The 12478-nt window shown below is 59.6% G+C and carries 11 protein-coding genes; 3 read left to right on the plus strand and 8 right to left on the minus strand.

Translation table 11 applies throughout. The features are described from left to right. Positions 1-19 precede the first annotated feature (19 nt). Together BLT54_RS18080 and BLT54_RS18085 are read left to right on the plus strand one after the other, a co-directional pair. Complete coding sequence (locus tag BLT54_RS18080) at positions 20-508, plus strand: MarR family winged helix-turn-helix transcriptional regulator (protein WP_074646581.1); 489 nt, start codon at positions 20-22, stop codon at positions 506-508. Beyond that, positions 501-977, plus strand: a complete 477-nt coding sequence (locus BLT54_RS18085) for a MarR family winged helix-turn-helix transcriptional regulator (protein ID WP_074646582.1) — start codon at positions 501-503, stop codon at positions 975-977. Before BLT54_RS18080 ends, BLT54_RS18085 begins: the two co-directional genes overlap by 8 nt. Before the next feature lie 8 nt (positions 978-985). Here BLT54_RS18085 and BLT54_RS18090 read toward each other — a convergent pair whose 3' ends face one another. The 4 genes from BLT54_RS18090 to BLT54_RS18105 form a co-directional block, all read right to left on the minus strand. Then, positions 986-2797: a dipeptide ABC transporter ATP-binding protein gene (locus tag BLT54_RS18090; protein ID WP_074646583.1), complete on the minus strand. Its 1812-nt coding sequence runs from the start codon at positions 2795-2797 to the stop codon at positions 986-988. A 3-nt stretch (positions 2798-2800) separates the two neighbouring features. Then, entirely contained in the window at positions 2801-3658 is an 858-nt protein-coding gene (locus BLT54_RS18095; RefSeq protein WP_074646584.1) for an ABC transporter permease, read from the minus strand. Then, the gene (locus tag BLT54_RS18100; protein WP_074646585.1) at positions 3655-4671 is read right to left on the minus strand and encodes an ABC transporter permease; all 1017 of its coding nucleotides are present in this window, start codon (positions 4669-4671) and stop codon (positions 3655-3657) included. The genes BLT54_RS18095 and BLT54_RS18100 overlap by 4 nt, the downstream gene beginning before the upstream one ends. Before the next feature lie 73 nt (positions 4672-4744). Continuing rightward, the gene (locus BLT54_RS18105) at positions 4745-6244 is read right to left on the minus strand and encodes an ABC transporter substrate-binding protein (RefSeq protein ID WP_176832914.1); all 1500 of its coding nucleotides are present in this window, start codon (positions 6242-6244) and stop codon (positions 4745-4747) included. 432 nt (positions 6245-6676) lie between these two features. Here BLT54_RS18105 and BLT54_RS18110 point away from each other — a divergent pair, with 432 nt between their 5' ends. Continuing rightward, on the plus strand, positions 6677-7720 hold the full coding sequence (locus BLT54_RS18110; RefSeq protein ID WP_176832915.1) for an AraC family transcriptional regulator: 1044 nt from the start codon (positions 6677-6679) through the stop codon (positions 7718-7720). A gap of 7 nt (positions 7721-7727) precedes the next feature. Here the strand turns inward: BLT54_RS18110 and BLT54_RS18115 are convergent, their stop codons facing one another. The 4 genes from BLT54_RS18115 to BLT54_RS18130 all read right to left on the minus strand — a co-directional run bounded on the left by BLT54_RS18115 (position 7728) and on the right by BLT54_RS18130 (position 12282). After that, positions 7728-9230, minus strand: a complete 1503-nt coding sequence (locus tag BLT54_RS18115; RefSeq protein WP_245708050.1) for an aldehyde dehydrogenase family protein — start codon at positions 9228-9230, stop codon at positions 7728-7730. Between the two features lie 73 nt (positions 9231-9303). Continuing rightward, positions 9304-10596 (minus strand): NAD(P)/FAD-dependent oxidoreductase, encoded by a 1293-nt coding sequence (locus tag BLT54_RS18120; protein ID WP_074646589.1) that lies wholly within the window; start codon positions 10594-10596, stop codon positions 9304-9306. Between the two features lie 29 nt (positions 10597-10625). After that, a complete protein-coding gene (locus tag BLT54_RS18125) occupies positions 10626-11054 on the minus strand; it encodes a Rid family hydrolase (protein WP_074646590.1) in 429 nt (142 codons plus the stop codon). Between the two features lie 52 nt (positions 11055-11106). Beyond that, complete coding sequence (locus BLT54_RS18130) at positions 11107-12282, minus strand: ornithine cyclodeaminase family protein (RefSeq protein WP_074646591.1); 1176 nt, start codon at positions 12280-12282, stop codon at positions 11107-11109. Positions 12283-12478 lie beyond the last annotated feature (196 nt).

Here is a 12478-nt window from a genome sequence, read left to right on the forward strand (position 1 = left end):
TGGAGCCGCAGATAGAACGATGGCAGAAGATACCCCGGCTCAGACTCACACTGACCGCCGCAAGAACGAAACGCGGCTGTGGCTTGGCATCTTGGATGTTCACAGCTTTATTTACCCCGAACTGAACAAACGGCTCAAGGAACTGACCGCCATAAGCGTGTCCAAGTTTGATGTTCTGGCACAGCTGAATCGCTATCCAGAGGGCCTGAGCATGGGCGACCTTTCGGCGAGGCTGAAGGTCAGCAATGGCAATGTCTCGGGACTGGTGAACCGTCTGCGCAAGGACGGGCTGGTGGACAAGACGATGTCTACGGATGACCGCCGATCCTTTGTCGCCGTCTTGACCCCGGCAGGACAACAACGGTTCGCCGAAGCGGCCCGTGTTCACACGGAAGTGCTGGGAAAATGCCTGTCGCATCTGGATACGCAAACCCTAGAAGACACCACCGCCATGCTGAAATCAATCGTCAACATGCCCGACAACAAGGTTCCCTCTCAGGATGAGTGAACACCAGAAAACAGAGGATTTCCCGTTTAATTCACCAGAGCAGCTTGCGCGCTACCTTCCCTATCTCATCACGCGGCTCAGCAATCGGTGGCGTACCGGACAAGACGCAGAACTGAAAACCCTTGGCATTCAGGGCGCGTCCATGCGGATCATGTCCTGTCTTGCCGCCTACAACCAGCTTACGGTTAACGAGGTGTCGGTGCTTTCGGTGACCGAACAGTCCACTGTCAGCCGGTTGGTGGAACAGCTTGTCTCACAGGGTCTGGCTCGACGAAAGATAGACGAGATCGACCAGCGCGTCCGCCGCGTTTCCCTGACGGCCAAAGGGCGCAAAAAACTGGCCGAGACGGCGCCGATCGTGAACGCAGGCTATCAAAACATGATCGAAGGCATCGACCCCGACGATCTGGCGGTGTGTATAGATGCCCTTCAGGCGATGTTGAAAAAAGTGCGTGTTCACGACCTTTGACCGCACTGTCAGATGGACGACACCGTCGGCCCCTGCGCTGCGGCGACAAGGTCTCGGGTGTAGGGATGCTGCGGATTGCCAAAGACCTCTTCGACCGGACCCTGTTCGACAATCTCGCCTTTGCACATCACCAGCGTCCGATCACAGACATGGCGCACAACCGCAAGGTCATGCGAGACAAGCAACAGCGAAAACGCCGCCTCCTTGCGCAACGCGCTCAGCAGTTCGAGAATCTGCGCCTGAACCGAAACATCCAGCCCCGAGACGATCTCGTCAGCAATCAAAAGCTGCGGATTGGAACACAGCGCCCGCGCGATATTCACCCGCTGTTTCTGCCCGCCGGAAAGTTGATCGGGAAAGCGGTCGGCCACCTCTGGCGGCAACATGACCTTGGCCAGCAGGGTCTTGACCAACTCCGCACGGGTTGCCGCCGAATACGCCCCGCCCCGCCCCTCAAGGGCCTGGGTCACCAGCCTGCCGATCTTGCGACGCGGGTTCAGCGCCGATTGCGGATCTTGAAACACCAGTTGGACCTTGTCGAAAAAGTCCGCGCGCGGCGCGGTGGCGCGGTCCAGCCCCACCAGCTCAAGCACACCCGTGCTCACGTCCTCAAGGCCGACAATCAACTTGGTCAGGCTGCTTTTGCCCGATCCGCTTTCCCCTACGATGCCGACGAATTCGCCTTCACGCACGTCAAAATCCAACCCGCGCAGCGCATGAACCTCGCGCACGCGCCCAAGCCAGTCGTGCTGGCGATAGGCTTTGCCCAGCCCCGTCGCCCGCAGCACAAGCTTTTCGCCCAGCCTTCCCGCCGCCGTCCCGGTTGGGGCCTCGACAGCGGTGATCAACCCGGTGCGCTCGGGCCAGTGACAGGCACTTTTGTGCTCTGTCCCGACACCATCCAGCGCCGGTCTGGTGCTGTGACACTGATCCTCTGCCAGCGGACAGCGCAGCGCAAATTCACAGCCCGGCATTTGCATGCGATCCACCGGCCCCGGCATCGTTCCGGGCAGGATCATCAACTGTGCCTTCGGCCCCGACAGGTTCGGCGTCGCAAGATTGAGACATCTGGAATACGGGTGCATCGGCGCATGAATGATGCGCTCCGCCGCACCCGTTTCAACAATCCGCCCCGCATATAGCACCGATACATCGTCGCAGACATCGGCGGCGAGTTGCAGATCATGGGTGATGAAAAGCACTGCGGTGTTGTGGGCCGCGCGGGTGCGGGCGATCAACTCGACCACCTTTTTCTGGATCGTGACATCCAGTGCCGTCGTCGGCTCATCGGCAATCACCAGCCGCGGATTTGACGCAAAGGCCATCGCGATCAGGACCCTTTGCAACATGCCGCCCGACAACTGGTGCGGATAGCTTTGCAGCAAGTCCCAAGGTCGATCCAGCCCGACCTCGGTGAACAATTCGACCGCACGCTCCTGACGTGTCTTGGCGGTCCGCAACCCGATTCTGGCAAGGTGGTGACAGACCTGATGGCCAATGGTCAGACTGGGGTTCAGCGCGCTCATCGGTTCCTGCGGAATAAAACCGATATCGCGCCCAAGCAGGTCGCGGCGTGTTCTGGCGTTCATATCCGTCAGCGTCAGCCCGTCGAATTCAATCGCACCGCGTGAAATCTCCAGCCCCTGCGGCAGGGTGTCGGCGATGGCGCTGCCGATCATCGACTTGCCCGCCCCGGATTCTCCGATCACGCCGTGAATCCGCCCCGCACGGATTGTCAGATCAATCCCGTTCAGAATATTGTGCCCCGTCATCAGCGAAATTTCGAGGCTCTTGATACGAAGGATGTCATGCTCGGTCATGCCTCAGGCGCTCCGCTGTGCTGTGTGGCGCGGATCAAGCGTGCGCCGCAGCCCGTCGCCGAAAAGGTTAAAGCTCAGAACCGTCAGGAAAATCGCAAAGATCGGCAGCGCAAGCCCCCAGGGCGCGTAATACATGTCAATCCGAGCATCCGCGATCATCTGGCCCCAGGCCGGCACATCCGATGGCACCCCCATCGCCACGAAGGACAGGATTGCCTCGACCACAACCGAGATTCCCATTTGCAGGCTCAACAGCGTAATCAGCATCGGCAGGGTCGCCGGAAAAATCTCTCTTATGATGACGCGGAAATGGGAAAACCCGATCAGTCGCGCAAAGGCCACGTAATCCTGCCCCCGTGCCACCTGCACCTCGCTGCGCAGGACACGGCAGAACCGCGTCCAGTCGACCAGAACAATTGCCAGGATCACCTTGTCGATACCGATGCCAAGCCCGGTGATCAGCAACATCGACAACACGACCGGCGGGAACGACAACCAGATCTCGACCGTGCGGCTGATGATCCAGTCGACCCAGCCGCCGAAATAACCCGCCAGATGGGCAAAGAACGCCCCCAGCAACATTGCGCCAAACGACGCCGCCGCAGCCACGGTAACCGCCGTGCGCGCGCCATAGATCAGCCGCGACAGCGTATCACGTCCCAGACTATCCGTGCCCAACGGATGCGCCATGGAACCTCCATCCGCCCAGACCGGCGGCGCAAGAATGAACAGCAACTCCTGATCATTGGGATGATAGGGCGCAATCCATGGCGCGAAAATGCCACAGACCAAAACCAGCAGTGCAACACTGCCACCAATCAAAAGCCCAGGATCAGGCAGGCGATACATTTTTCCCATCATCCGTTCCTCAGCCGTGGGTTCAGCAGATAGGCCAACGCATCCGCAATCGAATTGAAGATCAGTGTGGTGGCACAATAGATCAGCGAAATCGCCATGATCACTGATAGGTCCGCCGTCTGCATCGCCTTGACCATCAGGTTGCCCAGCCCCGGGAAGGAAAAGATCATCTCGACCAGCAGTGTGCCGCCGAACAGCCCGCCGAACTGCGTGCCCACAAGGATGACAACCGGCACAATCGCGTTCTTCAGCGCCTGACCAAACAAGATTTCCCGATCACTCAACCCGCGCAGCCGCGCCTGTTGGATATAGCTTTGCTGATAGGTATTGATCAGGCTGGCGTGCAGCACCCGCACAATTGTCGGGGAAAAGGCCAGACCCAGCGCCATCACTGGCAGGGCAATATGTTCAAACGCGCTGACGATGACCCGGAAATCCCCGGTCAGCACCGCGTCGATCAGCAAAAATCCCGTGTACGACGGCACCTGCATGCCGGGGTCAAGCCGCCCGTTGACCGGAAAGATCGGTATCAAGACCCCCAGCAGCAGGATGAAAAGCAGCGCCAACAGGAAATCCGGCAGCGCCATCACCGCCGATGTCACCACCAGCCCGACCGACTCCAGCGCTGTGCCCCGTACAGCAAAGATCAACAGTCCGCCGGTCATCCCGACGCAAACCGCAAAGATCAGCGCACAGATCACCAGTTCGATCGTCGCGGGCAGGCGATCCAGAACCACCGCGGCAGTCGACGTGCGATATTGCGCGGATTCACCCAGATCCCCCGTTATCGCCGCCTGTGCCCACATCGAATACTGCGTCCAGATCGGCCGGTTCAGCCCCATCGCTTCACGCTTGGCCTCGACCTGCTCGATTGTCGCGGAGGGCGGCAGCGACATCTGCGCCGGATCGACGGGCAGAATGCGCAACGCACCAAAAACCAGCACCGTCACCACCGCGAAAACCGGCACAATCGCCAGAAGCCTGCGGACAATGACGCGCAGAATAGCAATAAACAAAGCCGCACCTCCTTGCACATAAAAGACACGCCATGGCCGATCACGGCCATGGCGTGCGGATGATCGACTTGGCCTAGCTGATCGTGATGGCCTCTGGCCGGATCAGACCGTTGGCCCAGGGCTTGATCTCAATCCCGTTGCGATAGCCAATCGTCTGGATGGCCTGCAAAAGCGGGATCATGGCACCTTCTTCGATCAGGTACTGGTTGAACTCTTCATAGCCCTTGATGCGCGTATCATAGTCCGGCTCTTTCAGCAGCGGCTTGATCATCGCCGTCACCTCATCCGTGCGATAGGTGGCAAACGGCAGGTCGGCGTCAAACATGTTCCCGGCAAAAAGCTCGGGATCGCCGGTGCCGTTTTCCCAGACAAACAGCGAGGCGGGGGGCAACTTGCCCGAGGCATTCAGCTCGTACCACTGCGACTCGGTGATCACAGTCAGATTGGCCTTGATCCCGACCTTTTCCCACATCGTCACAACGGCGCGGGCAATGTCATAATCACCGGGGAACTGACCGTTTGTGGTGGCAAAATCAAGCGTGACAGGATTGTCCGGGCCAAAGCCCGACGCCGCCAACAGCTCCTGTGCCTTTGCCACGTCATAATCGAAATGGAAATCGGGCAGAAAACTCGGCATGCCCGGAATGGTGGGTTGGTTGATGGTCACCGCATCCCCGCCGAAAAACGCCTTGGACAGCAGGTCTTTGTCGACGGCATGATGCGCCGCCAACCGGACGTTGCGATCCGCAAAAACACCATCGGCGCGGATCGTGACATAGATGATCCGTGCAATCGGATTGGTGACCGCATTCAGGGTGCCGCCCTGTTCCAACCGCTTGACATCACGGATCGAAAGCTCGGTTGCAATGTCCACGGTGCCGGATTCCAACGCGGCCAGCCGGGCCGTCGGATCGGGAATGATTTCAATGGTGATCTGCTTGGCCGACGGCAGGTCGCCCCAGTAATCATCGCGCCGGGTCAGCACGATACGGCTGTCACGCTGGTATTCCGTGAGCACGTAGGGGCCAGTTCCCATTGGGCTGGTCTTCATCTTCTCGGGGCCGACCTTTTCGGCATAGGCTTTGGAAACAACATAGCTTGCGCTGAAGCTCAGCCATTGCGCCACAATCGGAGAGGGCTTTGAAAACTGCATGACCGCTTCGGTCGGTGAGAGGATCTCAATGTCCGAAACCGTGCCGAATCCCACCGCAATATCAAGCTCCTCGCCCTGATTGACCCGCTCGAAAAAGGTATAACGGAAATCTTCGGTGGTCAGCTTCGATCCATCCGAAAAGGTCACGTCGTCGCGCAGCGTCACGTGCATGCTCATCGCGTCATCTGCCAGAGTCCACTCGGTCAGCAGACCGGGGGTAAGCTTCAAATCGCTAGTCATGTCGATGGGCTGGTCAAAGACCATCTTCAGAATTGTCTGCGGATCCGGGGACAACCGCTGATTGGGGTCCCAGCTTGCCGTGTCTGTTGTCCACGCAATGGACAGGTTATCGACCTCACCCGCAAAGGCAAAATTCGGGCTGACCAGCAAAGTGCCGCCAGCCGCCGCTGCGAGCTTCATGAAAAGACGTCTATCCACACTGTTCATCTGATATTTCCCTATTGATGCATTCATTTTCTTTTTGCTGCCAGTGGCAGATCGTCTTGGGTTTCACCCTGACCCGGACCGGTCGGGAAGATTGCCGGACGCGGGCCCGGCGCAACTGGTCAAGAACGGTCAGCGGCAATCCGGTCGCCCCCGGTTCTGGCGTCTTGCCTCAAGATTAGGGGCCCCCTAATGTGCGGTCTATACCAGTTGAGGCCATTAATTTTGCGAATCAGGCCATTTCAACACGGTTTAACGCATTCGGTAAAAACACCAAAAACATGCTATAGCATTATTTCACATACAAAGCAGATTCGAAACAGGACGAATTCGATGCATGCCCAAGACCCAGACCACAACACACACCCCCCGAAGCGCCGCAAGCATCCGGCACCGCAAGAGGCCACCTTGCGACAGTTCTTTCTGGATCCGATCATCAACGAAATGCGCGGCCCGTCGCTCAAGTGTCGGCATGCCCTGGCCCGGTTCAACCTGAAGCCCGGCAAATCCCTGAACCCCTACGCGCCCTTTCCGCTGAAATCCTACGTCGCCTTTTTCGAAGAGGCCGCAAAGGCACTGGATCGTCCTTTCCTGGGCCTCGAACTTGGCCAGAACTTCCGCCTGTGGGAAGTCGGGCCGGTCTATCCGCTGCTGGCCACCGCCCCGACCCTGCGCGAAGCGCTCGCCGTTTTCCTGCGCTTTCAGGCAAGCTGGCAAAGCCACACAACCAATGACGTCCGTCAGGAGTTCGGAGAAACCAGCTACGGCTATTCCATTGATGACATGACCATTTGGCCGCGCCTTCAGGATTCCGAGAATTCCATAGCGGGGTTATGCGCGCTGATCCGCCAGCTTTTTTCCGAACGCTGGAGCCCGGTCGAACTTTGCTTTGAACATGACATCACCGGGCGTGAGGCCACGTTGGAACGATATTTTCGCTGTCCGGTCAAAGGCAACGCCGCCACCAACAGCATTCTGTTGCGCGACACCGATCTTGATCGCCCCATGCAAGCCTGGATCAATTCGAACGCGTCAGCACGGGCGATTGTCGAAATGCATCTTTTCGATCTTCTGCGCTCGCCCGAGGGCAGCTTTCGCCCAATCCACGAACGCCTGTCACAGCTGATTGATCAGCGTTTGGGGCGCGAAAGCGTCGATTTGGAAACATTGGCAGAGATACTCGGCGTTGCGCCGCGCACCTTGCGCCGACAGCTTGGCACCTTTGGGACCAGTTTCAGCGAAATTCTCAACCGCGAGCGCCGCAAAAAAGCCGAGATGCTGCTCAGCACGGGAACAATCAAACTCAGCCAGCTTGCGGCGCATCTGGGCTATGTCAATCAATCCGCCTTTTCGCGCGCCTTCCGGGACTGGACTGGAGAATCCCCCATCGTCGCCCTGCGCCGCGCGCGGCGTATCGCCGGAATGACCGAAGACGACGGTCCCGCGTCCTGATCCGATTTCAGTCGAAAGCCGATGTTTCCAGCCGCATACACACCGCGCGGGGCTCGGTATAGGCGTGGATCACTTCGGTCCCGAACTCGCGGCCAAGACCCGACAGTTTGGTGCCTCCGAAAGGCATGGCCAAGTCCAGCACGTTATGGGTATTGATCCAAACCGTTCCGCAATCGAGCTGTGCAGCCAGAAGATGCGCCTTGTTGATGTCGCGGGTCCAGATGCTTGCGCCCAGCCCATAGGCCGTGTCGTTCGCCAGCGCCTTGATGTCGCGCGGATCCTGAACGGGCATCGCCAGAACCACCGGCCCAAAGACCTCTTCATGCGCAATCTGCATGTCTGGCCGCCCGCCGCTCAACACGGTCGGGCGATAGAAATACCCCCTGCCCGCATCGCGTGCCCCACCGCACAATGGCTCCGCCCCCTCTTCGATTCCTTTGGCCACCAGCGCCGAAACCCGATCCAGTTGGCGGGCGGAAACCAGCGGCCCAAGCTGAACCAAAGGGTCAAATCCGCTGCCCAGTTTCAAGTCCTGCGCGAGTCGTGCCACGCCCTGCGTCACCTCGTCAAAGATCGACGCCTCGACCAACAGCCGCGAACCGGCGGTGCAGACCTGTCCCGAGTTCGGGAAAATCGCATTGGCGGCACCGGGTATCGCCTGATCCAGATCCGCATCGGCCAGCACAATGGTCGGGGATTTCCCACCCAATTCAAGCGTCACCCGCTTCATCGTCCGCGCCGAGGCGGCAAGGATCTTTTGCCCCGTCAGCGTCGATCCGGTAAAGGCGATCTTGCGCACCAGCGGGTGATCAACCAACGCCTGCCCCGCCTCGTGACCATAGCCGGTGACAATATTGACCGTCCCCTCGGGAAACCCGGCTTCAAGGATCAGTTCGCCCAGCCGCAGGGTTGTCAATGACGCCTCTTCCGAGGGTTTCAACACCACGGTGCAACCAAAAGCAATCGCAGGTGCCAGCTTTTGCACCGCCTGCCCCAGCGGAAAATTCCACGGCGTGATGCCACCCACAACCCCCACAGGCCTGCGCTCGGTATAGGCGCGATAGGTGCCGCCATCGTCAAAGAACGGGGAAAGCTGAATGTATTCCCCCGCCATTTTGGAACTCCACCCGCCGTAATAGCGCAAGGCATCCATAGCAAATTTCATGTCCACATTGCGCGAAACGCCATAGGGCTTGCCGTTGTCCAGCGTCTCCAGCCGCGCCAGATCGTCGGCATCCCGCTCGATCAGCAACGCCAGCCGTTCCAACAAACGACCCCGGTCCAGCGGGCGCATCTTTTGCCATGACGGGCTTTCATAGGCGCGGTGCGCCGCTTGCACGGCCCGGTCCACATCGGCCGCCGTCGCCGCAACGACTTCGGCGATCTTTTCTTCCGTCGCCGGATCATGGACCGCGATCAAGCGCCCCTCGATCCCGTCACACCATTGCCCGTCGATCAGCATCCTGGCCGCGGGGATGCGTACAGCCGACCCGCCCGCTCTCTCGATCATTACATTCATTGTCCGTTACTCCCGCTTTGGACCGGCCCAGGGCGCGATCCCTGATTACTGATGCCGAGCGACCTTACAGTCGGTCAAACCGATAGGGTGTGGGGTCGACGACCGGCGTACCGCCAGTGATCAGATCGGCCGCCAATTGCCCCGCCGCCGGAGCGGTGCCAAAGCCATGGCCCGAAAAACCCGAGGCCAGCGTCAGCCCCGGCAGCTTTTCCACCGGTGAGATCACCGGCATCGAATCCGGCGTCACGTCGATCATCCCCGCCCAGCTTTGCTTGACCACCGCCGCGTTGAACACCGGCCAGGCCTTGCAAAGGTTGCGCATTGCATCGGCGTTCAGCCCGTGATGAACCGCAGGGTCCATTGTGCGCAGTTGCTCCATCGGCGAACGTGCGTCCCCCGACCAGCGCCGCGCCAGCGCAAGGTCACGCAGGAAATCCCCGCCCAGCGACACGCGCACATTCTTCCATTCCGCTTTCAAAACCGGCAGATAACGATGCCCGATCATCAGGTGATCCAACATCAAGGGTGCAAAAAGCGCACCCCGCTGGGTGATGGTGTAGCCGCCATCGTGCCGCTTGCGGAACGAGAAATCCGCAGCCCCGACGGCAATGTCCGTCGGCCCCTCCATCGCACCGGTGCGAAACACCGAAGCGACAAGCGGCAGGATCGGCAAGGCCACGCCATGGTTGGCCAGAAAGCGCCGTGACCAAATGCCCCCGGCCAGCAACACCTGATCGCACCGAATTTCGCCCCGCTCGGTCATCACACCGCTAATGGGCCCCGCCTGGGTGACAAGCCTGCGCACCGCGCAGTTTTCAACGATCACCGCCCCCTTGACGATGGCCGCTGCCGCAATCGCACTGCTGGCCAGCGTTGGTTCTGCCCGACCATCCGAAGGCGTATGAATGCCGCCGTACCAGTTTTCCACACCGCCCGGCACCAGCGTGTTGATCTGAGCGGGGCTCAGCAGCCGCGAATCCAGCGACCGCCCCCCCGCTGATCCAAGCCAGCTTTGATGCTTTTCCATCTCGGCTTCTGTGCGCGCGACATACATGATGCCCGCCTGCCGATATCCCACATCCGCGCCAACCCGTTCCGACATCGCGGCCCACAGCCTGTCCGACTCCACCGACAGCGGCAGATCGGAAATGTCCCGCCCGGTCTTGCGGACCCAGCCAAGGTTGCGCGAAGACTGCTCTGCGGCAAGACGCCCCTTTTCCAGGACGACAACCGGAATCCCCCGCTCTGCAAGGCTCAACGCTGCGGTCAAGCCAACAATACCCCCGCCGATCACGACAACGCAGGTCGCCTCGGGGGTATCAAGTGATGTCTGAACAGGCGCGATAACCGGGGCCACAATCCTAATCCTTGAATACTTGCATCTGGTTACTGCGCGTCGGTCAGCAGGATGTCCCGGACCTCTACCTTCGACGCCCCGCGATAGGCGGTGACATCAATCTCGACCTTATATTCGGTCGATCCCAGCGGCGGGCAGGTCATGGTCAGCGTCGGGTTGATCCCGCGCATCCTTTCCCCGTAGGCAGTCATAATCGTGTCGATATCCTTGGTGAACTGTACATAGACCCGCGCCGAAACAACATCTTCGAGACAGGACCCCACCGCACTCAGCGCACGTTCGATATTGGCAAGAACCTGCTGGGTCTGCTCGGTCAGGTCCTCGGGGATCAGCTTGGTCCGGGGATTGCGCCCGGCGGTGTTGGACACGAAAATCAGGTTGTCCACCGCGACAAGACGCGAATAGCTGCCGTGTTCTTCAAAACGCGAGCCGGTTTTCAGTTTTACAATCTCGGTCATGGTCTTCACTTCTTTCAGGAAAATTAACAGCGGTCTCTGGAGGCGGCAGGAGTCAGCGCAGTGCCGGGCTGTCCCAAAGGTTCAGCGGCACGCCAATGCCCTTCTCGACAGCATTGCGATAAACCACCGTGCCCCAGGCCACGTCCTCAACCGGCATCCCGCCGACCGACATCATGATGATCTCGTCCTCGTCCCGCCGTGCGGGTGCCTCTCCCGCAACGATCTTGCCAAAGTCTTCCAACTGGTCGGGCGCAATCCGGCCCTCGTCCACAAGGTCCAGCCAGCGGATACCGACCGCAGGGATGTGCCGGTGCACCGGCTTGGAGTTCTCCTCGAACCACGCGTGATACAGGCCCGGATTGTCCAGAACCTTGCGGATCTCCGGTGCCTCCATCCCAGCGTCGATGTTGCACAATGCCGGCATCGCCAGAAATGTGCCGGGGCTCACCCAGTCCCGTTTGACCGTCGGATAGGTCGAAGGATCACCCGTCGCCCCCGACCCGCAGAAGGTGACAATGTCGCAATCGCGCACCACCTGTTCAACACTGTCGACAACGGTGACCGTGGTGATCTGCGGAAACGTCTCGGCAATCCACGTCAAAAACGCATCAAGGTTCTTCTGTCCGCGCCCCTTGATCTTGACCGTGTCAATCAATGGGCAGACCGCCATGAATGCCGAAAGCGAGGTCTTGGCCATTACCCCAGGCCCCAGGATCCCCACCGTTCTGGAATTCCTGCGCGCCAGATGGCGCGCGCCGACGCCGGGGATCGCGCCCGTGCGATAGGCCGACAGCAGGTTGGCCGACATAAAGGCCAGCGGCGCGCCAGTGTCGGCATTACTCAGAATGAACATCAGGATCGACCGTGGCAGCCCCTTGTCGCGGTTCTCGATGTTCGATCCGTACCATTTCATCCCGGCGGTCCCGAAGCGACCGCCCAGATAGGCGGGCATCGCCATGAACCGCCGATCCGGCGTTGGCCGCGGCATGTTAGGAAAGGGCGAGGTTTCAGGAAAAACCACCACTGATCCATGCGAATTGTTGTTCACGCCCGCCATGCGATAATCGCCGCTGTACAGCAGGCCGAACATTTCTTCCATCGTGTCGACACAGGCCGCCATATCGGTCACGCCTGCGCGGATCATGTCCGGCTCAGACAGGTAAAGAAAATCAATCCGTGTCGACGTTTTGTCCCCGTCAGGGCTGTGATCACGATTTTTCTGAAGCATCGAAACTACTCTTCTTACTCTTTGATCTGCTGAAGCTGTCATGAAGACACCGAACAAGACATGACAATAACGGCCAAATATTGTGCAAATCGGGCCAGAAAAGCCCCGTTTCCAGGCCCTGCCGCCGGATCAGCAGAATGGCGGCGAACGCGTCGGCATGTTGATTTCATAATGCTCTGACAGAAACGGCATGCCT

The organism is Celeribacter baekdonensis (assembly GCF_900102315.1).
GTDB lineage: Bacteria > Pseudomonadota > Alphaproteobacteria > Rhodobacterales > Rhodobacteraceae > Celeribacter > Celeribacter baekdonensis.

Excerpts from the sequence above, each read along its gene's own strand:
- BLT54_RS18125 (WP_074646590.1), bottom strand. The coding sequence starts at position 11,054 with ATGACCGAGATTGTAAAACTGAAAACCGGCTCGCGTTTTGAAGAACAC.
- BLT54_RS18115 (WP_245708050.1), bottom strand. The coding sequence starts at position 9,230 with ATGATCGAGAGAGCGGGCGGGTCGGCTGTACGCATCCCCGCGGCCAGG.
- BLT54_RS18095 (WP_074646584.1), bottom strand. The coding sequence starts at position 3,658 with ATGATGGGAAAAATGTATCGCCTGCCTGATCCTGGGCTTTTGATTGGT.
- BLT54_RS18130 (WP_074646591.1), bottom strand. The coding sequence starts at position 12,282 with ATGCTTCAGAAAAATCGTGATCACAGCCCTGACGGGGACAAAACGTCG.
- BLT54_RS18085 (WP_074646582.1), top strand. The coding sequence starts at position 501 with ATGAGTGAACACCAGAAAACAGAGGATTTCCCGTTTAATTCACCAGAG.
- BLT54_RS18105 (WP_176832914.1), bottom strand. The coding sequence starts at position 6,244 with ATGAAGCTCGCAGCGGCGGCTGGCGGCACTTTGCTGGTCAGCCCGAAT.
- BLT54_RS18080 (WP_074646581.1), top strand. The coding sequence starts at position 20 with ATGGCAGAAGATACCCCGGCTCAGACTCACACTGACCGCCGCAAGAAC.
- BLT54_RS18090 (WP_074646583.1), bottom strand. The coding sequence starts at position 2,797 with ATGACCGAGCATGACATCCTTCGTATCAAGAGCCTCGAAATTTCGCTG.